21 protein-coding genes are annotated in these 25029 nt (G+C 71.1%); 9 read left to right on the forward strand and 12 right to left on the reverse strand.

What is annotated here, in order from left to right:
- Window positions 1-63: 63 nt before the first annotated feature.
- Complete coding sequence (locus tag AB0B96_RS32625; protein WP_362904965.1) at window positions 64-669, forward strand: NAD(P)H-dependent oxidoreductase; 606 nt, start codon at window positions 64-66, stop codon at window positions 667-669.
- Between the two features lie 76 nt (window positions 670-745).
- Here the strand turns inward: AB0B96_RS32625 and erm are convergent, their stop codons facing one another.
- Entirely contained in the window at window positions 746-1579 is an 834-nt protein-coding gene (gene erm, locus AB0B96_RS32630; protein ID WP_362904967.1) for an ErmE/ErmH/ErmO/ErmR family 23S rRNA (adenine(2058)-N(6))-methyltransferase, read from the reverse strand.
- Between the two features lie 363 nt (window positions 1580-1942).
- Complete coding sequence (locus AB0B96_RS32635) at window positions 1943-3259, reverse strand: GH1 family beta-glucosidase (RefSeq protein WP_362904969.1); 1317 nt, start codon at window positions 3257-3259, stop codon at window positions 1943-1945.
- A gap of 70 nt (window positions 3260-3329) precedes the next feature.
- Between AB0B96_RS32635 and AB0B96_RS32640 the strand changes: the two genes are divergently transcribed.
- Window positions 3330-3986 (forward strand): TetR/AcrR family transcriptional regulator, encoded by a 657-nt coding sequence (locus tag AB0B96_RS32640; protein ID WP_350949292.1) that lies wholly within the window; start codon window positions 3330-3332, stop codon window positions 3984-3986.
- A gap of 88 nt (window positions 3987-4074) precedes the next feature.
- Here AB0B96_RS32640 and AB0B96_RS32645 read toward each other — a convergent pair whose 3' ends face one another.
- Window positions 4075-5013, reverse strand: coding sequence for an aldo/keto reductase (locus tag AB0B96_RS32645; protein ID WP_362904971.1), 939 nt, complete (start codon window positions 5011-5013; stop codon window positions 4075-4077).
- A 274-nt stretch (window positions 5014-5287) separates the two neighbouring features.
- On the opposite strand from AB0B96_RS32645, the gene AB0B96_RS32650 reads away from it, so the two are divergent.
- Together AB0B96_RS32650 and AB0B96_RS32655 are read left to right on the forward strand one after the other, a co-directional pair.
- On the forward strand, window positions 5288-5644 hold the full coding sequence (locus AB0B96_RS32650) for a MerR family transcriptional regulator (protein ID WP_362904973.1): 357 nt from the start codon (window positions 5288-5290) through the stop codon (window positions 5642-5644).
- Window positions 5645-5982: 338 nt separating this feature from the next.
- The gene (locus AB0B96_RS32655) at window positions 5983-7443 is read left to right on the forward strand and encodes a penicillin-binding transpeptidase domain-containing protein (RefSeq protein WP_362904975.1); all 1461 of its coding nucleotides are present in this window, start codon (window positions 5983-5985) and stop codon (window positions 7441-7443) included.
- Between the two features lie 84 nt (window positions 7444-7527).
- On the opposite strand, the gene AB0B96_RS32660 is transcribed toward AB0B96_RS32655, so the two are convergent.
- Entirely contained in the window at window positions 7528-9405 is a 1878-nt protein-coding gene (locus AB0B96_RS32660; RefSeq protein ID WP_350949288.1) for an ABC transporter ATP-binding protein, read from the reverse strand.
- Between the two features lie 216 nt (window positions 9406-9621).
- Here AB0B96_RS32660 and AB0B96_RS32665 point away from each other — a divergent pair, with 216 nt between their 5' ends.
- Both AB0B96_RS32665 and AB0B96_RS32670 read left to right on the forward strand, forming a co-directional pair.
- Window positions 9622-12129 carry a tetratricopeptide repeat protein gene (locus tag AB0B96_RS32665; RefSeq protein ID WP_350949287.1) on the forward strand — a complete coding sequence of 836 codons (2508 nt, stop codon included), beginning with the start codon at window positions 9622-9624 and terminating at the stop codon, window positions 12127-12129.
- A gap of 370 nt (window positions 12130-12499) precedes the next feature.
- Window positions 12500-13321: an APH(3'') family aminoglycoside O-phosphotransferase gene (locus AB0B96_RS32670; RefSeq protein ID WP_362904978.1), complete on the forward strand. Its 822-nt coding sequence runs from the start codon at window positions 12500-12502 to the stop codon at window positions 13319-13321.
- An 18-nt stretch (window positions 13322-13339) separates the two neighbouring features.
- Here the strand turns inward: AB0B96_RS32670 and AB0B96_RS32675 are convergent, their stop codons facing one another.
- Entirely contained in the window at window positions 13340-14209 is an 870-nt protein-coding gene (locus AB0B96_RS32675; RefSeq protein ID WP_362904980.1) for an IS5 family transposase, read from the reverse strand.
- Window positions 14210-14941: 732 nt separating this feature from the next.
- On the opposite strand from AB0B96_RS32675, the gene AB0B96_RS32680 reads away from it, so the two are divergent.
- Both AB0B96_RS32680 and AB0B96_RS32685 read left to right on the forward strand, forming a co-directional pair.
- Window positions 14942-15718, forward strand: a complete 777-nt coding sequence (locus AB0B96_RS32680) for an AMP-binding protein (protein ID WP_362904982.1) — start codon at window positions 14942-14944, stop codon at window positions 15716-15718.
- A gap of 275 nt (window positions 15719-15993) precedes the next feature.
- Complete coding sequence (locus tag AB0B96_RS32685; protein WP_362904984.1) at window positions 15994-16776, forward strand: SDR family NAD(P)-dependent oxidoreductase; 783 nt, start codon at window positions 15994-15996, stop codon at window positions 16774-16776.
- 57 nt (window positions 16777-16833) lie between these two features.
- Here AB0B96_RS32685 and AB0B96_RS32690 read toward each other — a convergent pair whose 3' ends face one another.
- Window positions 16834-17820 carry an ArsR family transcriptional regulator gene (locus AB0B96_RS32690; protein WP_362904986.1) on the reverse strand — a complete coding sequence of 329 codons (987 nt, stop codon included), beginning with the start codon at window positions 17818-17820 and terminating at the stop codon, window positions 16834-16836.
- Window positions 17821-17886: 66 nt separating this feature from the next.
- On the opposite strand from AB0B96_RS32690, the gene AB0B96_RS32695 reads away from it, so the two are divergent.
- Window positions 17887-19227: an MFS transporter gene (locus tag AB0B96_RS32695; RefSeq protein ID WP_362904988.1), complete on the forward strand. Its 1341-nt coding sequence runs from the start codon at window positions 17887-17889 to the stop codon at window positions 19225-19227.
- A 56-nt stretch (window positions 19228-19283) separates the two neighbouring features.
- Here the strand turns inward: AB0B96_RS32695 and AB0B96_RS32700 are convergent, their stop codons facing one another.
- The 6 genes from AB0B96_RS32700 to AB0B96_RS32725 all read right to left on the reverse strand — a co-directional run bounded on the left by AB0B96_RS32700 (window position 19284) and on the right by AB0B96_RS32725 (window position 24779).
- A complete protein-coding gene (locus AB0B96_RS32700; RefSeq protein ID WP_362904990.1) occupies window positions 19284-19925 on the reverse strand; it encodes an MBL fold metallo-hydrolase in 642 nt (213 codons plus the stop codon).
- Between the two features lie 96 nt (window positions 19926-20021).
- Complete coding sequence (locus AB0B96_RS32705) at window positions 20022-20474, reverse strand: hypothetical protein (RefSeq protein WP_362904992.1); 453 nt, start codon at window positions 20472-20474, stop codon at window positions 20022-20024.
- A gap of 250 nt (window positions 20475-20724) precedes the next feature.
- Entirely contained in the window at window positions 20725-21531 is an 807-nt protein-coding gene (locus AB0B96_RS32710; protein WP_362904994.1) for an IclR family transcriptional regulator, read from the reverse strand.
- Entirely contained in the window at window positions 21515-21922 is a 408-nt protein-coding gene (pcaC, locus tag AB0B96_RS32715) for a 4-carboxymuconolactone decarboxylase (protein WP_350944867.1), read from the reverse strand. The genes AB0B96_RS32710 and pcaC overlap by 17 nt, the downstream gene beginning before the upstream one ends.
- A gap of 195 nt (window positions 21923-22117) precedes the next feature.
- On the reverse strand, window positions 22118-23569 hold the full coding sequence (gene pcaB / locus AB0B96_RS32720) for a 3-carboxy-cis,cis-muconate cycloisomerase (protein ID WP_362904996.1): 1452 nt from the start codon (window positions 23567-23569) through the stop codon (window positions 22118-22120).
- Window positions 23570-23597: 28 nt separating this feature from the next.
- Complete coding sequence (locus AB0B96_RS32725; RefSeq protein WP_362904998.1) at window positions 23598-24779, reverse strand: thiolase family protein; 1182 nt, start codon at window positions 24777-24779, stop codon at window positions 23598-23600.
- Between the last annotated feature and the right edge of the window lie 250 nt (window positions 24780-25029).

Genomic DNA, 25029 nt, shown 5'->3' on the forward strand with positions numbered 1-25029 from the left:
AGGTTGGGGGACGTGACCCTTCCGGTCACCCATGAACCCGTATCTCCAGCAGGGAGCACAGCCATGCCCAGTGAGACCCTCGACCTCGCAGTGATCATCGGTAGCGTGCGGCAGGAACGGTTCGGCCCCGTGGTCGCGAACTGGTTCGTCGAGCGGGCCGAGCGGCACGGCCGGTTCGCGGTGGACCTCGTCGATCTGGCGGACACGCACCTGCCGCTGGAACTGCCGCCCCTGCCGCCGGCGCTCGAACCCGACATGCCCCGTCCCGCCGAGATGGCGGACCTCACCCGGCGGATCGACGCGGCCGACGCGATCGTCGTGGTGACGCCGGACTACAACCGCAGCTTCCCGGCCTCGCTGAAGGCCGCGATCGACTGGCACTACACCGAGTGGGAGGCGAAGGCGGTCGGCTTCGTCGGCTACAGCGGGGGGAGCGGCGGCCTCCTCGCGATAGAGCAGTTGCGGCAGGTCTTCGGCGAGTTGCACGCCCACACGGTCCGCGACTACGTCAGCTTCCCCCGGTACTTCGAGCTGTTCGGCCCCGACGGCGACCTCAAGGAGCCCGAGAGGCACGACGCGAACGCGAAGACGATGCTCGACCAGCTTCACTGGTGGGGTTCGATCCTGCACGACGCCCGGCGCGACCGCCCGTACGGCGCCGAGGGGTAGGCCCCGCGCGAACAGCCGTCCGCCGGGGACCCCGGGGCCGGCCGATGGGGCGGGCCGGCCCCGGGGTCCCCGGGTGTCATCGGTGAAGCAGCTCGAAGAGCGTGAGCCACCGGTCGGGATGGACGAACGCCACCACGGTGTCGCGGTCGACCCGCGCCTCCGCGAACGCGGCGTCGACCCGGTGGGACGCGTACCGCATCCGCAGCGAGGCGTGCAGCGAACCGCCCAGCCCGGTGAAGCCGTACTCGACGAACTCCCGCCAGGCCGCGTCCCGGCCGCCGGGCAGCAGCGGGACGGGACGCGACTCGATCCGCAGGATCGCGGAGTCGACGGCGGGCACCGGCCGGAAACTCGCGCGGCCGACGTGGCCGAGCAGCTCCCAGGAGTGGCCGGGCCAGGTCAGCACGGTCAGCCTGCTCCAGCGGCCGAAGTCGCCGGAACGCTTGCGCGCGTACTCCAGCTGGGTGAGCAGGGTCGCCGAGGTGAGCGCCGGTGCGCGCAGGCACCAGTCGACGATCTTCGAGGTGATCGAGTACGGGATGTTCCCGGCGACCGCGAACGGCTCGCGCGGGACCCTGGCGGTCAGGAAGTCGCCCCTGACCACCTCGATCCGGTCGTCGTCGCGGGTACGGGCGGCGAGTTTGCCCGCGTGCAGCGGGTCGATCTCGTACGCCACCACCCTGGCGCAGCTTCCGGCGAGGGCGAGGGTGAGCGCACCCTCTCCCGCGCCGGGCTCCAGGACCAGCTCGTGCGATCCCGCCGCCTCGGCCATCCGCCGCACGGCGTGCGGATCGACGAGGAAGTTCTGCGAGAGGGTGCGTCTGGCGCGGTCGCGGTCACCGCGGCCACCGCCGTTTCTGACCTTTCTCTGGGTGTGTGAATGGTTTCCGTGCGCGAAGGAGTGCGCCACAGCTTTTCGCCCTTTCGGGTCCGAGGTGAAGGAAGGTCTCGGAGGCCCTGGGCGCGCTCAGGAAACGCGTGCAGAACAGAAAAAGAGGTGAACGCGGTCCCCTAGCGGGCCGAAGGCCGGCTGTGGCGGGGACGGATCACGTAGCCGGCCATCTGGCAGGCGAAGTACAGGCACATGGCCCTAGACGGTACGACCCGTCTCGTTTCGTCGCAACGGGTTTTCCTGCGGCGCGGCACACCGGGGTCGGCTCGTGAAAGGGCGCCCCGGCGCCTCGCGGGCGACGAGGGGATCCGGCGCGGGCGGTGCGGAGGTCGGCGTGGGCGGCGCGGCCGGGTGCGGTGAGGGGGCCGCCCGCGCCGTGCGTCACGACGGGGAGGGCGCGCCGCGCGAGATGCGGTCGCGCAGCCAGTGGTAGGAGGCCTTCGGGGTGCGCGTACCGGTGGGGAAGTCGACGTGCACGAGCCCGAAGCGCTGGCTGAAGCCCTCGGCCCACTCGAAGTTGTCCAGCAGGGACCAGACGTAGTAGCCGCGCACGTCCACCCCCTCGGCCCGCGCCCGCCCGAGGGCCTCGATGTGGCCGTCGAGGAAGGCGATCCTGCCCTGGTCGTCCACGGTCCCGCCGGGGCCGGGCTCGTCGGGCTGGGAACAGCCGTTCTCGGTGACGTAGACCGGCGGGAGCGCGTCACCGTACCGGGCCTTGAGACCGCAGAGCAGTTCGCGCAGGCCGTCGGGGACGACGGGCCAGCCGAAGGCGGTGGTGGGGTGGCCGGTGACGCCCACGTCCTCGAAGGGGAGGCCCTCACCGGTGGGCGCGCCGATCCGAGTGGGGTTGTAGTAGTTGATACCGATGCCGTCGAGGGGGGCGCTGATCAGGTCCAGGTCGCCGTCGCGCACACAGTCGAGGCTCACCCCGTACGCGGACAGGTCGGGATAGGCGCCGAGGAGTACGGGGTCGTTGAACAGGCGGTTGTGCAGGGTGTCGTAGGCGTCGGCGGCGGCGAGGTCGGCGGGGTCGGGGGAGGCGGGCCAGACCGGGGTGCAGTTGTTGGTGATCAGAACCTTCTCCGCGCCGCGTGCCCTGAGCTCCCGCACGGCCAGGCCGTGCCCGAGCAACTGGTGGTGGACGGCGGGCAGCGCGTCCAGGACGAGGGTCCTGCCGGGGGCGTGGGTGCCCAGGGCGTAGCCGAAGACCATGTGGATGAAGGGCTCGTTCAGGGTGATCCACAGGGGGACCCGGTCGGCGAGCCTGTCGGCCACGGCCGCGGCGTACTCGGCGAAACGGTGGGCGGTGTCGCGGTTCAGCCAGCCGCCCTCGTCCTCCAGGGGCTGGGGCAGGTCCCAGTGAAAGAGCGTGGCCGCGGGGACGATGTCCTTCTCGTGGAGCGCGTCGACGAGCCGGTCGTAGAAGTCGAGGCCCGCCCGGTTGATCGCGCCCTTGCCGTCCGGCTGGACGCGAGGCCAGGCGATGGAGAAGCGGTAGGAGTTCACCCCGAGATCGGACATCAGCCCGATGTCCTCCGGCCAGCGGTGGTAGTGGTCGCAGGTCACGTCGCCGGTGTCGCCGTCGCGGACGCGGCCGGGCTCGTGGGAGAAGGTGTCCCAGATCGAGACACCTCGTCCGTCCTCGGCGACACCGCCCTCGATCTGGTAGGACGCGGTCGCCGTACCCCACAGAAACATCCCGACCTCCAGATAGCGCGAGTCTGGCTCATGTTAATCCCTCGGTCTGTCCGTGGGGGATGATGGGGAGATGACGAACGTCTCCGGGGGAACGCTTCGCCGTCGGCCCGCCCAGCGCCGCAGCCTGGAACGGGTGGAGCGCATGCTGGACGAGTGCGCGCGACTGCTGGACGAGGTCGGCTACGAGGCACTGACCACCAAGGAGGTCGCGCGCCGCGCGGAGGTGCCCATCGGCACCTTCTACCAGTTCTTCCCCGACAAACAAGGACTTGTGCGCGCGCTGGCGCTGCGCAACCTGGAGGCGTTCCTCGGCCGGGTCACGGCCAGGCTCTCCGAGGTGCGGCTGTCGGAGTGGACGGAGATGGTCGACCTCGCGATCGACGAGTTCGTCGCGATGAAGCGGTCCACGCCGGGCTTCGGGGTCGTCGACTTCGGGGAGGTGCTCGCCACCCCCGGTGGTCCCGCCGTCAAGGGGACCAATCGCATGCTCGACGCCGCGCTGGAGAACAACGCCATCGTGGCCGACCGGCTCCGTACGATCATCGTCGAGGTGGTCGGTGCCCCGATCGGACCCGAGCTGGACCGGGTGCTCTTCGTCGCGGTGGAGGCCGCCGACGCGGTGCTCAAGCTCGCCTTCCGCTCCCTGCCCGACGGGGATCCCGACCTGATCGTCGAGTGCAAGCACCTGGTCCGCCGCTACCTGTCGGCGCACCTGCCCCAGGACTGACCCGCCCTTCCCCCTGCAGACGACGGCCGGTTCCGCCGGCCCGTCAGCGGGGCCGGCCGGCGAAACCGTCCGTCGTCGGCGGGTGCCGTCAGCGGGCGGCATCCAGGCGGGCGCGGTGCTCGTCGTCGAGCTTGAGGTCCAGGGCGCCCAGGGCCTCCTCCAGCTGGGCGATGGAGGTCACGCCGACGATCGGGATCGTCCTCACGTCACCGCCGATCAGCCAGGCCAGCACCACCTGGTTGACGGTCGCGTTCAGCTCACCCGCGATCTCCCGCAGCACGGCGAGCCCGCGCGTGGTGCCCGGGTGATCATAGATGTCCTGGATCGGGCGATCCTCGCGGGTGTAGGCGCCGAACATGAGCGTGTTGTACGCCCACAGGGTGAGGTCGGACTCCGAGCGCAGATAGTCGAGCATGTCGTCCTGGGCCAGGACGTGGCCCCCCTCCCGCAGCGACACCCCGGGCCGGGGACGCAGGTAGGTGTGACGGAGCTGCACGTTCGTATAGGACGGCCAGCCGTTCGCCCGCGAGACGGCGCGGGCGCGCTCCAGGCGCCAGGCCGGTACGTTGCTCGCGCCGATCTCGCGGACCTTGCCCGCCTGGGCGAGCTCGGCGAAGGCGCCCAGGGTCTCCTCCAGGGGAACGGAACGGTCTTCGAGGTGTGCCCAGTACACGTCGACGTGGTCGGTGCCCAGCCGGCGCAGGCTGCCCTCGGCGGCGGCGGCGATCACCGGGGCGGACAGGCCCTCGGCGGAGTCCAGGGTCCGGTCACCGGGGACGGTCGGCCGTCCGCCGCACTTGGTGCTCAGCAGTATCCGGTCGCGGTTGCCCCGGGCGGCCAGCCAGCGGCCGATGGCGAGTTCGCTCTCGTCGCCGGTGGCGCCCTCGTTCCAGAACGGGTAGTTGTTCGCGGTGTCCAGCAGGGCGCCTCCGGCGTCGACGAACCGGTCGAGAATCGCGAAGACGGTCTTGTCGTCGACCGTCGTGCCGAAGGGGATGGTGCCCAGAGCGAGGGGGATGTGAGTCATGGGCACCACCTTGAATGCTGGAGTGAACTCCAGGGCAAGTGGATGGCCGGGAAATGATGGAGAAAAACTGTTTGTGAGGGCCGGGAGGGCATAGGTAGGGTTATGCGTGGTTTATCCCCTGGACTCTCTGCAGGTGGATATGACAAGGCTCTGAGCCGGTGTGGGCACACCGGATCGGGGCCGTTTTTGGTTGTGCCGATTCGTCGGTGGCGACAGGTCGGCAGGGGCGACTTTTCGGTTAGGCGGTTATTCGATGGGGGCCACGAGTGTGAGTGTGTACACACCGAGACAGGTGGTGGAGGAGACCGGCTTCAGCCTCGACACGCTCCGCTACTACGAGCGGATCGGGTTGCTTGAGTCGATCGACCGCAACGCGGCCGGGCAGCGCAGGTTCACCGAGAAGGACGTCGGCTGGCTCGGTATGGTCCGCTGCCTGCGCGACACCGGCATGCCGGTCGCGGAGATGATCCGCTTCGCGGAGATGATCAGGGAGGGCGACCACACGGTCCACGACCGGATCGCGCTGCTCGAAGCCCACGACCGGCGGGTGCAGGAGCAGGTCGAGAACCTGCGCGAGCGGCAGCGGGCGATCCGGAACAAGATCGCGTACTACCGCTCGGTGGCCGACTAGAAACCGCGAGGCCCGCCCTGGCGGGAGGTCGGGGGCCGCGCGGCCCACGCCGATGGTGGGCGATAGGCCGCGCGGCCCGCTTTGGTGGCAGGCGGGGGATCGCGCGGTCCGAGTCGATCCGCCCTCCCCCGAGAAGCACGCGGCCCGCGTCGATCCGCGCCGTCGGCGGCCGCGTGTCCAGGTCGGTGGGGAAGGGGGCGGCCGCGCGGTTCGTATCGGCGTGACCCCTGAGGTATATGGCCGTTCAGAAGTCGTACGACGGCTTTGCCCCCGGCCGAGGTGCCCTTTTCGGTCCGGCTGTTAAACCGGTATCGAGGTCGGGTGTCCGGGGAGGGGTAATGATCGCACCGCGGGCACGCCGGATCAACATTCCGCTGCGTCACGTCGCTCTGATGTGCGGGGGGATGATGTTCGCCCTTCTCGCCAATGTGACCTACCTCCAGGCGCTGGACTCCGAACGGCTCAACGAGGACCCGCGCAACCGGCGGACGATGATCGCGCGCATGGAGAACCCCCGGGGTGGGATCCTGCTCCGCGACGGCACGGTCGTCGCCACCAGCCGCAAAGCAGGGAAGGCCGCCTACCGGTACCGAAGGGTCTATCCCGGCGGTCCGCTCTACGCCACGATCACCGGGCACTTCTCGCTCCGCGGCACCGGCGGCGTCGAGCAGGCCGAGGAGGCACTGCTGTCGGGCAAGGACCCCAGGGTGAAGGTGCACGGGCTGGTCGAGGGCACCCGCGACGGCGCCACACTCAGGCTCACCGTCGACGGCGCTGCCCAGCGGGCCGCGTACGACGGGCTGCGCGCCACGGGAAGGCCCGGCGCCGTCGTCGCGATCGATCCTCGCACCGGCGCGATCCTCGCCATGGTCTCGCTGCCCTCCTACGACCCGAACCTCTACGCGAGCTTCGACGCGGCCATGCTCGACATGACGGACAAGCGGCTGCGGGGCGACCCCGCGGACCCGCTGCTGAACCGGGCGATCCAGCGGACCTACCCGCTGGGATCGGCCTTCAAGGTCATCACCAGTGCGGCGGCGCTCGGCTCGGGACGCTACGACCTCGGCACCCACGTCGGCACCCCGCCCTCCTTCCATCTCCCCGGCGCCGGCACCCACCTGCGCGACGGCCGCGCCGCCTGCGGCGACGTCGACCTTCCGCTGCTCCAGGCGTTCAGGCTCTCCTGCGACACCCCCTTCGCGAAGATCGGGATCGACCTCGGCCAGGACGCGCTGCGCGAGCGCGCGGAGGCCTTCGGGTTCGACACCGACGACCTGGAGGTGCCCATGCCGGTGACCAGAAGCGTCTATCCCGCCGAACTGGACGACGCGCGGACCGCGATGTCGGCCCTGGGACGGTCCGACGTCCGGGCGACCCCGCTCATGATCGCGATGATCGCGGCGGCGGTGGCCAACGACGGCTCGCTGATGCGTCCCCATCTCGTGGACGAGGTCCGCCTCGCCGACGGCACGGTGATCGACGTGACCGAGCCCTCGCCGTACCGCCGCGCGGTCGGCGCCGAGGAGGCGGAACGGCTCACCGAGATGATGATCGCCACCACCGGCAAGGAGGGAACCGGTGCCGCCGCGGCCTTCCGGAGGACGAAGGGTGCGGGGAGGACCGGCACGGAGGAGAACGTCCCCGCAGGGGAGGACCACGCCGTCTTCAGCGGCTTCGCCCCCACGGTCTCCCCGCGGATCGCCGTCGGAGTGCTGGTCGAGGGCGGCGGCCCCGACCGGCGGGCGGCCTCGATCGCGAAGGGCGTGATCGAGGCGTTCCTCGGTGGTCAGGCCGAGTAGGTTCCGGCCAAGGGCTGACGCCGGACCGAGAGCTCCTCGATCCGGGGATGGTTCTCACGGCGATCACCGGGCGGACGCGGGTGGTCAGGCCGAGTAGGCCCTCGCCTGGAGGCCGTAGAGGTCGGCGTAGAGGCCGTCCAGATCCATGAGCTCCTCATGGGTGCCGTGCTCGACGACCTCGCCGTGGTCGAGGACGTAGATCCGGTCGGCGTAGCGGACGCTCGCCAGCCGGTGGGTGATGAGCAGCACGGTGCGCCCGTCGGCGTGCCGCCGGATGCGTTCGAACAGGGCGTGCTCGGCGCGGGCGTCCAGGGCGGCGGTGGGCTCGTCGCAGATCAGCAGCGGAGCGTCCCTGTGGAACCCCCGGGCTATGGCGATCCGCTGCCACTGGCCGCCCGACAGCTCCTGGCCGTCCTTGAACCGCCGGTCGAGCAGGGTGCCGTAGCCGTGCGGCAACTCGGCCACCACCCGGTCGGCGCCCGCGACCTCGGCCGCCGCGACGAGCGCCGGCTCCCCCTTGTCGGTACCCATGCTGATGTTGTAACGGGCGGTCAGCGGCCAGCGCGTGTGGTCCTGGGCGATGACCGCGATGCGAGTGCGCAGCTCGTCGGGATCGACGTCCGCCAGGTTCGTGCCGTCCCAGCTGACCCGGCCGCTGTCCGGTTCGTACAGCCCCGACAGGATCTTGGCCAGGGTGGTCTTGCCGGAACCGTTCTCCCCGACGAGGGCGATCACCTCCCCCCTGCCGATGGTGACCGTGAGCCCTCGGAGCGCGGGCTCCGTGGCTCCCGGGTAGGTGAAGACGACGTCCTCGGCGGTGATCCGCTCGAAATCCTCCGGCGCCCGCGCCGGGCGTCCGGTGGGCAGCCCGCTCTCGGTCTCGACGCAGAAGTCGAGGAAGTCGGTGAAGTACAGGCCCTCCTCGTAGAGGCGGTTCGTGGCGTGCATCAGGTTGGCGAGGTAGGTCTGGCCGGAACGGATCGCGAGCACCGCGGTGCCCGCGACCGCGAGGGGGACCGCGCCCATCGCGAGCAGCACGCCCAGGGCGACGTAGACCACGGCCGTGCCGACGCCGCCCAGCGCCTCGCCCACCACCCGCGCGAGGGCCTGGCGCCGTGCCAGTCCGAGCATCACGTTCTGCTCGGCCGTCGCCACCGCGTCGTACATCCGCATCAGGAAGCCGCGCATGGTGAACGAGCGCACCTCCGCGGCCGGCTCACGATCGGCCAGCAGCTCCGCGATGATCCATTTACGGCGCCTGGCCGGGATCAGGGCGTACATCGTCGTGTAGCGCATGCGCGCCGCGCGGACCGCCGCCCACGCGTCGGGGAGCACAGCGAGCACCAGCAGCGGCAGCAGGACCGGGTGCAGCACCCCCAGCACGCTCGCCGCGGCGACGATGCCGATGAGCGCGGTCAGCGTGTTGATCGCGGTGCTAACCACCTCGTCCGCGACGTCGACCCCACGCCCCCTGGCCCGCTGGAGCGCGTCGTGGAATTCGGGGTCGTCGAAGGACGCGAGGCCGACCCGGCTGGTCAGCCCGTACAGACGTTCCTCGGCGATCCGGCCGACCTGGGGTTCCAGTCGCGACTGTGCCCAGCCCGCGCCCGCCTGCGTGAGGGTACGCAGGGTCGCGGCCACCCCCACCAGGATCAGGCTGGGCAGGGCGGCCCGCACCCGCTCGGGGGTCGGTCCCGCCTCGAACAGCGCCGACAGCACCCCCGTCGTGGCGAACAGCCCGAACGCGGTGAAGATCCCGCCCAGCAGGCTCAGGGTGATCGCGACGACGGTGTCACGGGGGTCGGCCAGCCACGCCAGCCTGACGGCCTGCGACACCAGCGCGGGAAGCCTGCGAGCGATGGTGAGGAAGCCGACCTTCGCCATCTTGTCGGTGTGGGCGTACCAGCCGGAGACGCTGATCTCGCCGATCTCGGGAGCTTGGTCGGCAGGGGAGTCTGTCATGGGAGCAGTGTGAGTCGACGCGTCGGTGATGGCCATCGGATGGCCGGGGGCGGCCAAGGCCGGGCGGGACGATCCACGCGGGCGGCCTGACGAGAAGCCCTTCCCTTCGAGGAAGGAGGAGTCGCAGGCGAGAAAAGGTGCTAAGAGTTGGGCATGGTTCGGTAATTGATGTCACACTTTCTGTGACGGTTCTATCCGCGACCTCGTTAAGAGCCGATGACCCAGGACACCGCACACGCCTCCCTCACCGGAGGCAACCTCCCCCTCGAACCCAACGGTTTCGTGGGGCGTGAAGCCGACGTGGAAGAGCTCATCGACCTGCTGGGGGTCGCCCGGGTGGTGACGCTCTGCGGTGCGGGCGGCATCGGCAAGAGCAGGCTCGCGGTCCGGGTCGCGCGCCAGGTGGCGGAGGATTTCCCCGGTGGCGTCTGGCTGGTCGAGCTGGCCGACGCGGTGCGCGGCGACCAGATCGAACCCCGGGTGGCCGCCGTGCTCGGGGTGAAGGCCGAGCCGTCCCGTGCGCTGGCCGACACCCTGATCGACGCGCTCGGCGACCGGCGGCTGCTGCTCGTCATGGACAACTGCGAGTCGCTCATCGAGGAGGCAGCGAGGTTCTGCCGCGCCGTGCTCACCGTCTGTCCCGACGTGCGCGTGATCACGACCAGCCGCGAGCCGCTCAGGGTGGCGGGGGAGACCGTGTGGCGGGTGCCACCGCTCACCCTGCCCAGGGGGGGCGACCACGACCTCGGCACCGGCGAGGCGGTGCACCTCCTCCTCAACACCAGCGAGGCGGTGCGCCTCTTCGCCGACCGCGCCACCGCCGCCTCGCGGGCCTTCTCCGTCACCGAGCAGAACGCGGCCGACATCGTCGGGCTCTGCGAGGCGCTCGACGGGATGCCGCTCGCGATCGAACTCGCCGCGGCCCTGTGCAGGGTGCTGACCGTGGAGCAGATCAACGCCAGGATCAGGGACAGGTTCCGGCTGCTGTCCGCGGGCGACCGGACGGCCCCGGCCAGGCAGCAGACGCTCAGGGCCACCGTCGACTGGAGCTACCAGCAGCTCAACGAGCCCGAGCGGATCCTGCTGCGCCGGCTGGCGGTCTTCACCGGCGGGTGGACGCTCGACATGGCCGAGCAGGTCTGCGCGGGCAACGCGCTGTGGGCCGAGGACGTCCTGGGGGTGCTCTGCGACCTGGTCGACAAGTCGCTGGTCCTGGCCGACGCCCAGGTGGCCGGCGAGACGCGTTACCGCATGCTGGAGACGATCCGCGAGTACGCCGTCGAACAGCTCGACGCCTCGGGCGAGGAGCCCGAGTTCCGGCGGCTGCACCGCGACCACATGATCGAGGTCGCCGCCAGGATCCACCGGACGATCGTCCGGCGCCCCCGCCCGACCTGGCCGGAGATCTGCCCGATGCTGGTCATGCTCGACGAACTCCAGGCCAACGTGTGGGCGGCGGTGCGCTGGTCGGTCGAGTCCGCGGGCGACCCGGAGAGCGCGCTGCGCCTCCTCGTCCTGCTGCGCTGGCCGATCATCGCCGGAGGGAGGTTCACCCCGGCCGACAAGTGGCTCGACCGCCTGCTCGACGCCGCACCCGAGGAGCTGACGCCGTGCGTGCGCGGCGACGCCCTCGCGTTGCGCGGGCAGGTGGCCTTCGGGCAGGGCGACCCCGACACCGCGCAGATCGCCTGCACCGCCGCGGTCGGCCTGTGCCGCGAGGCGGGCCTGTACGGGCCGCTCAGCGGCGCGCTCGCCATCCTCGCCTGGGTGGCCATCTATCAGCGGCGCCCCGAGAGGGTCAGGTCCCTGCTCGACGAGGCGCTGGAAGCCGTACGCACGGTCGACGACCCCTGGCACGAGACGGTCATCCGTTCCATGGAGGGCACGTTCGCGCTGTCCGAGGGCAGGGCGAAGGAGTCACAGCGATCCTTCGAGGCCGCGCTCGCCATCGCCCACGAACTCGACAACCACTGGGCCGCGCCGGTCGCCCTCATCGGCCTCGCCCAGGTCGCCTGGCTCCGCGGCGACCTCGTGGAGGCACGCGTCCGCTACGAGCGCGCCCTCGACATGCTCCAGGACATCACCGCCCACTGGCAGGCGATCACCTGCCTGTCGGGGCTCGGCCGGATCGCGCTGGCCCAGGGAGACCTCCCCACCGCGCGGGTCAGGCTGATCGAGAGCCTGAGACTCTGCATCGGGACCGGACAGCGGCTCGGCGTGGCCCGCCGCATCGAGACGCTCGCACAACTCGCGCTCGCCGAGGAGGACGACCGCCGGGCGGTGCGCCTGGCCGGGGCCTCCGCCGCGATCAGGAGCGCGATGAGCGGCGCCGTACTGCCACCCGGGTTCGGGGCGCGGATGGAGGAACTGCTCCAGCCCGCCCGCGCGCGCCTCGGTGACGCGCTCGTCGCCCAGCTGTGGGCGCACGGCCAGGAGATGTCCCAGGAACAGGCGGTCCGCTACGCGCTGCAGTTCGACGAGCCGTCCGAGGCGCCCCTGCTGCTCGGCAAGCATCCGGTCGCGGCCCCGCTGACCACGCTCACCTGCCGCGAATGGGAGATCGCCGAGCTGATCGCGAGGGGGATGAGCAACAAGGCCATCGCCGACGAGCTGGTGATCAGCCCCGCCACCGCCGCCAGGCACGTCGCCAACATCCTGGGCAAGCTCGGCTTCTCCTCCCGCACCCAGGTGGCCACCTGGGTCATCGAGCAGAACCGCCCTTAGTGCTGTGACCGGAAAGGTTCACCGGGTCGCTGCTCGCGGTGGCCAGGCTCGGGCGGGTTGGATGTGAGTCATCAGATTTTCGTCTGGAAACGGGCGGGGTCGAAGCCCGGCGTCAAAGGCCCTGTAAGAAGGGGAGCGCCCCCCTGGCCGCCCAGCGCCGCGAACGCGCCCGGATCCGCAGCGAAAAGGGCATCCGCTTCGGCGGACGCCCTTTCCCACTCGCCGCGTGATCACCCAACCCGGTGAACGCATGTGGTCACAGCACTAGGTCGTTTCGTTCGGATCTCGCTTTGCTGCACGCCGGGTACGTGGTAAAGGCAGAAGTTCTGCGGTCCCGGGCCGATATGCCGAGCTAGCTAAAGTGGTCGCCATGAGTGATCATTCCGGACCTCAGGCCATATCGCCGGTGCTGCTCAGCGTGGGTAGTGGCGACTGGTTGCCTGTCACCGCGGGCGAGTCGGGAGCCGCTGTCTTTCGCAACGCGGACGCCACCCGATATGCCAAGTGCGTGCCTGCTGCGGATGCAGCCGACCTGAAGGCCGAGCGTGACCGGGTCGCATGGCTGAACGATCAGGGTGTACCTGGTCCCCGGGTGCTCGACTGGCACTCCGGTGACGTGGGCGCCTGCCTGATGACCAGTGCCGTTTCCGGCATATCTGCTGATCAGGTGCCCGCTGAGAAGCTACGGGTCGCCTGGGAACGCATCGCGGACGCGGTCCGCCGACTGCACGAGGTGCCGGTTCCGCAGTGCCCATTTCGCCGGGACCTGGACGCTATGGTCGCCGTGGCGCGCGGCGTCGTGGCCCGTGACGCCGTCAACCCGGAGTTTCTCCCCGTCGAGCAGCAGCACACGCCCCCTGGGGAGCTACTGGACCGCCTCACCCGGCAGGTGCCACGGCGACGGGAGCAGGAGGCCGCCGACACGGTCGTCTGCCACGGGGACCTGTGCCTGCCTAACATCATCCTCGATCCGCGGACCCTGGACGTGTCAGGCTTCATCGACCTGGGCCGCCTTGGACAGGCCGACCGCTACGCGGACTTGGCGCTGCTGCTCGCCAACGCACGAGAGACATGGAAAGACGAGGAGCGGGGGCGGGCCGCGGACATGGCGTTCGCCGAGAGGTACGGCATCGCCCTAGACCACGAGCGCCTGCGCTTTTACCTCCATCTCGACCCGCTCACCTGGGGCTAATCAATTTTTTAGGGATCATCAGGCGGACCAGAGGAAGATGCCGGCGATATGGAGTCCGGCCAGGTAGATGGTCGCGGTCTTCTCGTAGCGGGTGGCGATGCCGCGCCACTGCTTGAGGCGGTTGATGCACCGCTCGACGGTGTTGCGCTGCTTGTACGCCTCACGGTCGAAGGACAGCGGCCTGCCACCCCGGCCTCCCCGACGCAGTCGGTGGCCCCGCTGGTCGGCCGGAACTGGGATCACCGCCCGGATGCCGCGTCTGCGCAGGTGCTCACGGATCGCGCGGGAGGAGTACGCCTTATCGGCCAAGACAACCTCCGGCCTGCTCCGAGGCCGGCCGCGTCGGCGGGGAATGCGCAGGCGTGCCATCACCTCGGTGAAGGCGGGCGCGTCACCGGCTTGGCCGGCGGTGAGGTGGAAGGCTAGCGGCCGACAGCGATCGTCGGCGGCGAGGTGGATCTTCGTGGTCAGTCCACCTCGGGACCGGCCGATGGCATGGTCGCCCGGCTCGTGGGCTGGGGCCCCTTTTTTGCGGGCCCCAGCCGCGTGCTGATGAGCCCGCACGATCGTGGAGTCCACCGACAAGGTCCAGGTCAGGTCCTCGTCCGCGTCGGCTTGGGCCACCAAAGTGATGAACACCCGCTCCCACGTGCCATCGACGGCCCACATCCTCAGCCGGTTGTAGACACCTCGCCAGTTGCCATACCTGTCGGGCAGGTGGACCCACTGGGTCCCGGTCTGGAACTTGAAGGCGATCGCACCGATCACCTGCCGGTGCTCCCTCCACCGGCCGCCTCGCTTCGGCGGCCGGTCCGGAAGCAACGGCTCAATCCGCGCCCACTGCGCGTCAGTCAACGGCACGCCCGGGCCAACGACCGGCTGATCCAAACGAAACTGCCTAGGTCGCGCGTCCTGTGCGGCGGGTGTGAGGTTCTACATACCTCGGGCTACACATTCGTGGGCGTGAAGATACATCTCCGGATACGCAGTCCGGTGCATGTGTCGTGCTCACCGCGCGCCGTACGTTTTCCTGGTGTTCGACCGATGACGTCCAGCCTTCCGCACCGTGCCGGTCACAGTTCCGGTCCGGGACGGCAGGTCCACACCATCCCGGGCGTCTCGGTCGAGCACGCCGCGGACGTCGCGTGTCCCCGTTGATGGCCCGGGTCTCCTCGGAGGGGTGGAGACCTGGGTCATGGGCCATGCGACAGCGGGCTCGAGTCGCGCAGGGCTCGGGCCCGCCCATCGCGTCTCCGTTTTCGGGGAGGCCACGGAGGTTCGCGGAGGCCGGGGAGTCGGCGGACAGGTCGCATCGGGGGTTTCGAGCGCGAGGAGCGGTTTCAGGGGTTTCGTCGATTTCGTTGGTTTCGTCGAAGGGCGGAGCCCGTGGCCCCGACGCCCGCCGGGGATGCAGGGGATTCGATGCGGAGGCACGTTTTCAACGGGGATTCGGAGCACGGGGAGCGGTTTCGTCGAGGGTGCGGGACCCGCCGACCGGGTGCACACCGGGGGGCGAGGCCCGCCGACCCGGTGTGCGCCGGGGCAGGAGGCCGAATACACAGTCATCTACATACATCTACGGATGCCCGCGCGGATGGAACGGCCCTACCGTCATGCGGCATGAGACCCACCTCCCCGTCAACCAGCTGCACCCTCACCGAGGCGGTGTTCGGCTACGCACACGGTCGAGGTGATCGACCCGCGCTGATCGATCTCGGTGCCGGGGTGGTGTACGGCTATCGCCGGCTGGCCGCGGAGGTGACGCGGGGGGCGTCGGGCCTGGTGAGGCGGGGGGCCAGACGGCGCCAGGTGGCCGGGATCCACGTGGACAGCGCGGTGGCCCAGACACTGGCGGTGCACACGGTCATCGCGGCGGGAGGGGTGGCGGCACCGATCACCTCCGGATGCGAGGAGATGGCCGACCTGCTGGCCGAGTGGGACGCGCGGCTGCTCATCACCACCCCGCGCCTGGCGGACGTGTCGTTGCGGGCCGTGGAGGACTCGCGGGTCCGGCAGGTGATCGCGTTCGGTCAGGCCCGTGACACCGTCGACTTCGCCGACCTGCTGCTCCTGGAGCCCGTCCCGCTGCCCTTCCTCGATCCGGCGGTGCAGCCCGCCCTCCTGATCGACGACGGGGGGGTGCTCACCCACCACGACCTGATCACGCGGATGAACACGCTCGACGAGGGTGCCGAGCTGGGCAAGTCCGACGTCCTGCTGGTGACCTGGCCCCTGGGGTGCAGTCTGGCCATGACGACACTGATCGGGCTGGCGCTGATGCGCGGTTCCCTGGTCGTCGTGGCCCCCGGCCTCTCGTCCGACGAGCTGTCGGCGACGATCCACGACTTCGGGGTCACCGTCGTGGCACTGTCCGACGGAGCCGTCCAGCGCGTCTGACGGCCTCCCCGAGGCGGCTTGCCGGCGTCGGCCGATCGAGGTCCCCCTCGGCCCGGACGCCGGCGGTGTGTCATCAGGCTCCAGGGGCCGGCGGCGTCCGACGTCCTCGCTGAGACGGCCTGCCGGTGTCGGCCGATCGGGTCCGGCCGACACCGGCAGGCTCCCCGAGATGGCCTGGCAGGGGTTTGACCTGGCCAGACCTCCGCCCGGCGGCGTGCGTTCCCGTTCCGCTGGGTAGTCAACGATCAGCCCGTTCGAAGAAGGGGATCGTTGTCATGGCGCGCATTCTGATCACCGGCTCCACCGACGGCCTCGGTCTCATGGCCGCCCGGCTGCTGGCCCACGACGGCCATGACGTCACCCTGCACGCGCGTAACGACACCCGCGCCGGTGACGCGCGCGACGCGCTGCCGGAGGCCGAAGCCGTCATCATCGGCGACCTGACCACCATCGAGGGAATGCGGTCGGTCGCCGTCCAGGCAGGCAGGATGGTCCGCTACGACGCGATCATCCACAACGCCGCCGTCGGATACCGCGAGCCGAGCAGGATCGAGACCGCCGACGGGCTCGCCCACGTGTTCGCGGTGAACGTGCTCGCCCCTTACCTGCTCACGGCACTCATCACCCCGCCCGATCGGCTGGTCTACCTGAGCTCGGGCATGCATCGCGGCGGGGACACCGGTCTGGACGACCTCCAGTGGACCGCCCGGCCCTGGGACGGCTCCCGGGCGTACGCCGACAGCAAGCTGCTGGACGTCGTCCTCGCGTTCGCGGTCGCCCGCCGATGGCCCGACGTGCTGTCCAACGCGCTCGAACCCGGCTGGGTCCCGACGAAGATGGGAGGTCCGGGCGCGCCGGACGACCTCTCCCAGGGGCCGGTGACGCAGGCGTGGCTGGCCGTGAGCCAGGACCCCGAGGCCACCGTGACCGGCGGCTACTTCCACCATCGGAAACCGTGTTTCGTTCATCCGGCCGCGCGGTCGCCCGAGTTGCAGGACGGCCTCCTCGCCGCGTGCGCCAAGCTGACCGGTGTCTCCCTCCCGTCGCACGCGGCGTGAGAGGCCGATCGGCGTTTCGTTCTCGTGCCCGTCACCGGGCGACCGGCCGCCGGCTCCTCAGGGCCTTCGCCCTGATGGGTTGACCAGGGAGTCGCCCAGCGCGGTGCGGTGGTACAGGACACCGCGACCGGTGCGGCTCCCGGTGACCAGGCCCGCCCTGCGCAGGGCGGAGATGTGCCCGCCCACGGTCCCCAGACTCAGCTCCAGCAGGATCACGAGCTGGGTGGTGGTCGCCGGGGTCGCCAGCTCCAGCAGGAGACGGCTCCTGGTCCTGCCGATCAGCCCTGCCAGGCCGTCCGGCGTCTCGGGCGGGATGCCGGTGCCCCTGGCCGGATAACTGATCGCGTACGGCCAGTGGGCCTCCAGATAGGAGGCGATCCCGGTGGGGAACACGGTCGGCACGAAGAGCAGCCCGCTTCCGTTGAGCCGGTGGGTCTCGTCCGCACCGTTGGAAAGCACCTCGATGACGCCGTCGGGACGCCAGCGGATCCGAGGGCTGAGGTCGTCGAGGGCCGAGGCCCAGCCGTAGGTCGCCAGACGTCCCGCCCGCTGGACCACGTCCCGCTCCAGGATCGCGTGGAAGCGCGGCCACGCGGGGGACACGATCTCCTTCCAGAGAGCCTCCAGTGCCTCGGCGAACAGTCGTACGACCTCCGGTGAGAACAGCACGTCCATGACGGGCGGGGGGAGGCGCGGCGCCCCCTCCAGGTTCCTGGCGATCTCGGCGTGCGCCCGTGCCACCGGGGTGGCCCGCACCACCGCGATCTCCGCCTCGAACGGGGTGTTCACCCCGGTCGGCGGCGGTGCGGGGAAGTCGGCGTTGTAGTGCCGCTCGCGGAACAGCGCCACCATGGCACCCAGGCCGGGGTGAGTGAGCAGCAGTCTCTCGTACGGCTCCCGCATCCTTCCGGCCCACGCCCGCCACTCACCGGCCTCCCGCCTGCCGGAGAGGGTCCAGAGCGCGTGATGGATCACGATGAGCGGGGAGATGGCGAACCTGCTCGCCATGATGTCGTGCGGGGTGACCTCGATACGGAAGACCACTGGGCGACCTTTCGGATATGTCCGAAAGCTTAGTCAGCCGTTCAAGCGTCTTCCACCATCGTCTCCATGACCACACAAGAGCGCGGCGCGACCTATACGGAGGTCTTCGCGAGCCGGGAGTTCCGTGTCCTGTTCGGAAGCTTCACCCTCCTGGTGGCGGGGGAGCAGGTCAAGATGCTCGCTCTGTCGGCGCTGGTGTACGCGCGGACCGGTTCGCCGGGACTGTCGGCGGCGGCGTACATGGTGGGTTTCCTCCCCTACATCGTCGGCGGGACGTTCCTGCTCTCGCTGGCCGACCGGCTCCGCCCGCGTGCGCTGATGATCGCCGGTGAGCTGCTGCGGATGGTGACCTGCCTGCTCCTGGCCTTCGCCGGGCTGCCCGTCTGGGCGATGCTCGTCCTCGTTCTCGCCACCGGTCTGTTCTCGCCGGTCTTCGGGGCGGCGCGCAGCGCACTCCTGCCCGACCTGCTGCCCGGCGACGCGTTCGTCCTGGCCAGGTCGGTGCTGAACGTGACGGCGGCCGGGGCCCAGATCGGCGGCCTCGCGGCGGGCGGCGCCATCCTCGCCTTCACCGGACCCGAAGGAGCACTCACCGTCACCGCGGTCCTGTCCCTTCTGGCGGCCGCGGTGCTGCGCTACGGCCTGCCCGACCTCCCGGCCAGGAACGCGACGGGCGCCGGCTCCCCCGGCGACGACACGAAGGACGGTGGCCTTCCCGACGAAGACCTCTCCGGCGCCGACCTTCCTGACGCCTGTCTTCCAGGCGGCGGCTCCCTCACCGAGGAGAAGAGCAAGGCGAGTGCCCGGACCGTCGCGGGTGGCGGCGCCGTACGGGAGACGCTGCGCGTCAACCGGGCCCTGCTGACGGACCGCCGCGTACGCGGACTGCTGCTCACGCAGTGGTTGCCGGTCTCGCTCGTGGTGGGTGCCGAGGCGATGATGGTCCCCTACCTGGGAAACACCGCGGGGTTCGCGCTCGCCGCCGCCTCCCTCGGCCTGGCGGTCGGAAACTTCGTCATCGCCCGGTTCGTCTCGCCCGCCGGAAGGGAACGACTGGCGTTCTCCTTCGCGATCGTGTCGGGCATCCCCCTGCTCGCCTTCGCCCTCCAGCCGGGACTCGCCGGAGCCGCGCTGATCGTGATGCTCGCCACCGCGGCGTCGAGCGCCTGCCAACTGGGGTTGCAGCGGTGGTTCGTGGACGCGGTGCCGGAAGCCGTGAGGGGGCAGGCCTTCGGCCTGGCCGCCGCGGGAATGATGACCGGCCAGGCCGTGGGCGGCGCCCTCGCCGGCGTCGCCGCCGAGCTGACCTCCCCGCACACGGCGATCGTCCTCATGGGAGCCGTGACCGTCCTCAGCTCCCTCGCCCTGCACCGCCCCCTGAGAACCGGCGGACAGCCGCCCGCATGACGATGCTCCGCCCCAGGAGACCGGGCATGGTTCGTCATCAACAGGAGATCAGGGGGTCAGAGGTCGACGCTCTCGCCGGGGGTGAGGCGCCGGATGTCGGCCCCGAGCCGTTCGGCCTCGCCGGCGAGCACGCTCTCCAGCACCTTGACGCCCCAGTCGTTGATCAACCCGTCGTGGATCGCGTACGCGCGCCGGGGTGCCATCGTCCGCAGGTAGACGATCATGTCGGGAACCGTCATCCAGGGAGCCTGGCCGGGCACCAGCAACGTCGGCACGTCGACGACGGTGAGCGCGTCGCCGGGGTGGAAGACCTCCCCGTCGACGACGAACCCGACGTTGTCCACCGGCGGCACGTCGGGATGGCTGAAGTGGTGTTTCTCCCCCACGACGGTCACCTCGAACCCGGCGGCCGCCAGCACGTCCCCCGCACGCACGACCCGTACGCTGTCGCCCAACTCGGTCAGGTGCCGGGCCACGCCGGGACAGGTGTGGACGACGAGACGCGGATTCTCGGCGACGGCCGCGCGCAGACGGTCGGGTTCGAAGTGGTCGAAGTGCTCGTGGGTGACGAGCACGGCCTCGGCCCCGGTGATGGCATCGGTCTCGGGAGTCATCGCACCGGGATCGATGACGAGGCTCCGCCCTTCTTTCTCCAGCCGTACGCATGCGTGTCCGAGTTTGGTGAGTCTTATCGTCATGCGCCCATCCTGCTCACCCGCAGCGCCTCCTTGATCGGATCCGCCGAGGGCGAACAGGCACCGACGGGTCGTACGCGGAGACGGACGCCGGGTGGGTCAGGGGCGGGTCAGACGGTCGTACACGGTCGCGGCCGTCAGGCCGTAGGCCAGGTGCGGGACGATGTCGGAGACCCAGGACGAGGCGTCCCACTCGCGCGGATCGGTCAGGCCCAGTGTGGTGAGGGGGGCCACGCTCGCGGCCATCGCCATCGCCGACAGCCCCAGGGCGGCCAACGGCGGCGGAACGCGACGGTCTTCGGTGAGCAGGCCGTACAGCCCGCCGACACCCAGGCCCGTCGCGTACCCGAGCAGCGCGCCCATGCCCTCGCGCCTGCTGTCGGCGGCCTCCCCCGAGCCGAGGTCGGCACCCGCGCGCTCGGCCAGCTTGCCCGCGGCCTCGGCCGGCAACCCGCTCGCGGCCCGGCCACGTACGACCATGTCCAGGTAACCGGCGATGTTCAGCGCGGTGGTGCCCGCCGCGCCGGCGAGGATCCCCGCCACCGGGCTCACGCCCGTCGCCTTCCCGCCGGGCGCGGGCAGGCCGGATCGTGGATGTGCCCTGACCCCGTGGCGGTCCTGGCCCGTGGCCGTCGCCGCGGAACGGCTGTCCTCCACCCCTGCGACATGCGTTCTCCCCCGAGTCGGCAACGAGGTCGGTATGCCCGCCGTCGTCACGGCCAACCCCGCGCCGACCTGCGCCTTCGCGGGGCCGGAGGCAGCGGGGAGACAGCGGGGGACAGGGGCAGCGGTGGGACAGGGGTCAGCGGTGGGAGAGGGAACCGCTCCTGACGCCAGAGGCGTGCAGGTCGGTCTCCACCCGCGCGGCGGTGGCGAGCAGCGGCGGGAGCAGATCGCGACGGGCGGACTCCGGGGTCGTCCGGCTCGCGTGCGAGGAGATGTTGATCGCGGCGCTCACCCGTCCCGAACGTTCCCTGACGGGGACGGCGATCGAGCGCAGGCCCTCCTCCAACTCCTGGTCGACCATGGCCCAGCCCTGGGCGCGGACCTTCTCCAACTCGGTCCTGAGGGCGGCGGGGGAGGTGATCGTGTTGGGGGTGAACCGGTGGAACTCGACGCGCCCTAGGTAGGCGTCGAGGTCGTCGGGCGGCAGCCAGGCGAGCAGCACCCTGCCCATCGAGGTGCAGTGGGCCGGGAAGCGGGTGCCGATGTTGATGGTCACCCGCATGATCCTGCTGGTGGCCACCCGGGCCACGTAGACGACGTCCTCGCCGTCGAGCACCGCCACCGACGCCGACTCGCGCACCTCGGCGACGAGGCGTTCGAGGTGCGGCTCGGCCACCTCGGGCAGCGAGAGACCGGACAGGTAGGCGTACCCGAGATCCAGGACGCGGGGGGAGAGCGCGAACAGCCGCCCGTCGGTCCTGACGTAGCCGAGGTTGACGAGCGTCAGCAGGAACCGCCGGGCCGCGGCCCTGGTCAGGCCGGTCGCGCGGGCCACCTCGCTGAGCGTCAGCTCGGGGCTCGTCGCGCTGAACGCCTTGATCACCGAGAGCCCGCGTGCCAGTGACTGCACATGCTCCGAGCCACGGTCAATCGGTTCCGTCATCCCCGCCCTCCCCGTTTCCCTCGGAGCCCAGCACCGCCCGTGCCACCGCGAACGCCCGGTTGGCGGCGGGCACGCCCGCGTAGATCGCGGTCTGCAGCAGGACCTCCTTGATCTCCTCCTCGGTCAGGCCGATGCGGAGCGCGGCCCTCACGTGCATGGCCAGCTCGTTCTCGTGCCCGAGCGCGGCGAGCATGGCCAGCGTGACACAGCTGCGGGTGCGCCGGTCCAGGCCGGGGCGGGTCCAGATCTCGCCCCAGGCGTACCTGGTGATGAACTCCTGGAAGTCCGCGGTGAACGGGGTGGTCGTCGCGACGGCGCGATCCACGTGCTCGTCGCCGAGCACGGCCCGGCGCGTCGCGTCCCCGGCCTCCCACCTCTTCGTGTCGCTCATCTCTCCGGTCTCCCCGGGCCTCCGCGCATCCACGTCGCTCATTCTTCGGGCCTCCCGCGCTTCTGTCCGTCCAAGCCGCTCATTCGTCCGGCCGCCCCGCCCGTGCCCCGGCTTCCCGCCCGCCCGTGCCGCTCATTTTCCGGTCTCCCGTCCGTCCATGCCACTCGTCCGCAGTCGGTCCGCTCAGGTACGGGCTCATGTGATGTTCTCGTGGGCGGCGAGCGCCCGGTCGACGAAGACGGCGGCGGAGCCGAGGGCGCCCGCCGGATCGAGGGCCGCGTCGATCTCCTCGGCGCTCAGACGGACACCGGGATCGGCGAGCAGGACCTCCCGCAGCTGCGAGCCCTCTCCGGTGGCGCGGGCGCAGGCGGCGTCCACCAGTCGCCGGGCCTCGGGGGTGCCTCCGAGGCGTACGACGACCTGCTCGGCCATGAGCAGCCCGCGGGTCGCGCCGAGGTTGGCGCGCATCCTCGCGACGTCCACGGTGAGGCCCTCCAGCACCTCACGGAGCCAGGAGGCGGCGCTGCCGACGAGCCTGAACAGTTCGCCCAGCGTCTCCCACTCGGCCTGCCAGGGGCCGGCCGCGCACTCGTGCTCCTGGACCATGCCGTCGAGGATCGAGGCGACCAGCCCGGGGACGCGCTGGACGCAGGCGAGTACGGACATCGAACCCACCGGGTTGCGCTTGTGCGGCATCGCGCTGGAGGTGCCCCGGCCGGGCCCCGTCGGCTCGGCGACCTCCGCCACCTCGGTCTGGGCGAGCAGCTTCACGTCGTTCGCGGTCTTGCCGAGTGTCCCGGCGGCGGTGCCGAGTGCGCAGGCGAGCCGGGCCACCGGGGTCCGGTCGGTGTGCCAGGGGACGACCGGCTCGGCGAGTCCCAGCTCGGCCGCGAGGAGTGGCGGCACCTCATGGCCCCGCGCGCCGAGGACCGAGAGGGTGCCCGCCGCCCCTCCGTACTGGACCGGCAGCGGCACCCGCGCGAGGCCGGTCCTGGCGTGGTCCAGCGCGCTCAGCCAGCCCGCCGCCTTCAGCCCGAACGTGATGGGTACGGCGTGCTGCAGCACGGTACGTCCGGCCATGACGGTGTCGCGGTGTTCGGACGCCAGTCGCGCGCAGGCGTCCGCGCAGGCCGACAGGTCGGTGAGGACCGGTGCGAGGGCGCGACGGGCGATCAGCATGGCCGCGGTGTCGTTGACGTCCTGGCTGGTGGCGCCGTAGTGGACAAACCGCCGCAGCTCCGGCTCGATCCGTTCTCGCAGGGCGGCGACCAGGGGGATGACGGGGTTGCCGGTCCGTGCGGCCTCGCGGCCCAGTTCGGCGACGTCGTACAGCTCGGGACGGCAGGCCGCGGCCAGCGCGGCGGGCACCTCGGCGGGGACGAGGCCGACCCCGGCCTGCGCGCCGGCGAGCGCGGCCTCGACGTCCAGCATGGCGGCGAGCCAGGCGACGTCCGACACCCGCGCCGACGCCTCGCCCCTGGCGAACATCCCTGAGAACAGACCGGTGGAGGGGCCTGAAGACGCGCCGGACGCGCCGGACGGGTTGGGCGGGTTGGGCGGGCCGGGATGCGGATCGGAGAACAGGCCGGGAGAAAGGTCGTCGGGAGAGGGGCCGGAGGACGGGCCGCCGGTCGCGGGAGAGATCATGTCCACCTCCGGGTGGTTCGGACGCCGCTCAGGAGCCCGTTCCCTCAAGGACGACGGCGAGGCCCTGGCCCACGCCGATGCAGATCGCGGCCAGACCGTACCCGCCGCCCCTGCGGTGCAGTTCGTGGGCGAGGGCGCCGAGGATGCGCGCCCCCGAGGAGCCGAGGGGGTGACCGAGGGCGATGGCGCCGCCGTTGACGTTCACGATCTCGGGGTCGAGGTCGGGCCACTCGGCGAGGCAGGCCAGCGACTGGGCGGCGAACGCCTCGTTGAGCTCGACCACACTCAGGTCGGACCAGCCGATGCCCGCCCGCTTGAGTGCCGTACGGGCCGCGTCGACGGGTCCGATGCCGAACAGGTGCGGCTCGACGCCGATCACCGCGCGGGAGACGATCCTGGCCAGCGGGTCCCGCCCGGATCGGGCGGCACCCGCCTCGTCGCCGATGAGCAGCGCGGCGGCGCCGTCGTTGAGGGGGGAGGCGTTGCCCGCGGTGACGGTGCCGTCGGGGCGGAAGACCGGCTTCAGGCCGGACAGGGACTCCTGGGTCGAGTCGGCCCTGACGGACTCGTCGTGGTCGAGGGCGTCGAGCGGGACCACCTCGCGCTGGAAGACGCCGCGCTCCCAGGCCGCCGCCGCGAGCCGGTGGCTGCGCAGCGCGAACCGGTCCTGGGCCTCGCGGCCGATGGCGTAGCGGTTGGCGAGGATCTCGGCGCCCTCGCCCAGGGCGACCGTCCACTCGGCGGGCATCCGGGGGTTGACCATGCGCCAGCCGAGGGCCGTGTCGTGCAGGGACCGCTCTCCCCGCTCGAAGCCCCTCGCGGGCTTGGGCATCACCCACGGCGCCCGGCTCATCGACTCGGAGCCTCCGGCGACCACCAGGGACGCGTCGCCCACGGCCACCGCGCGGGAGGCGGCGATCGCCGCCTCCAGGCCGGAGCCGCACAGCCGGTTGAGGGTCGTGCCGGGCACCGTCACCGGCAGCCCGGCGAGGAGCACGGCCATCCGTGCGACGTCCCGGTTGTCCTCGCCCGCGCCGTTGGCCGCGCCGAAGAACACATCCTCGATCGCGGCCGGGTCGAGGGCGGGGGCGCGGTCGGCCAGCGCGCGGACGACGTGGGCGGCGAGGTCGTCGGGGCGGACGCCCGACAGGGCCCCGCCGTACCGGCCGATGGGCGTGCGGACCGCGTCGAGGATGTAGACGTCGTTCACGGTGGAGGGCTCCTGTCTGGGAGTGCTCGGAGGTCGCGGCCGCCGGTCTGAGGGTGCGCGAAGGTCGTGGTCGCGGCGGACCTCGCCGCCGCTGTCCGCGGGGTCGATCCCTCGATGATCGTTCCTTGACATATCCGACATAAGCGGCGTAGCTTCCGCGATACGTCTCGTTCGTTCAGGGAATCATTGTTCGCATAACGAACATTACCCCTTAGTCCTTTCCCTCGGGAGGTCCCGTGCCCCGTACGAC

Source organism: Streptosporangium sp. NPDC049046 (assembly GCF_040649155.1).
Classification (GTDB): domain Bacteria; phylum Actinomycetota; class Actinomycetes; order Streptosporangiales; family Streptosporangiaceae; genus Streptosporangium.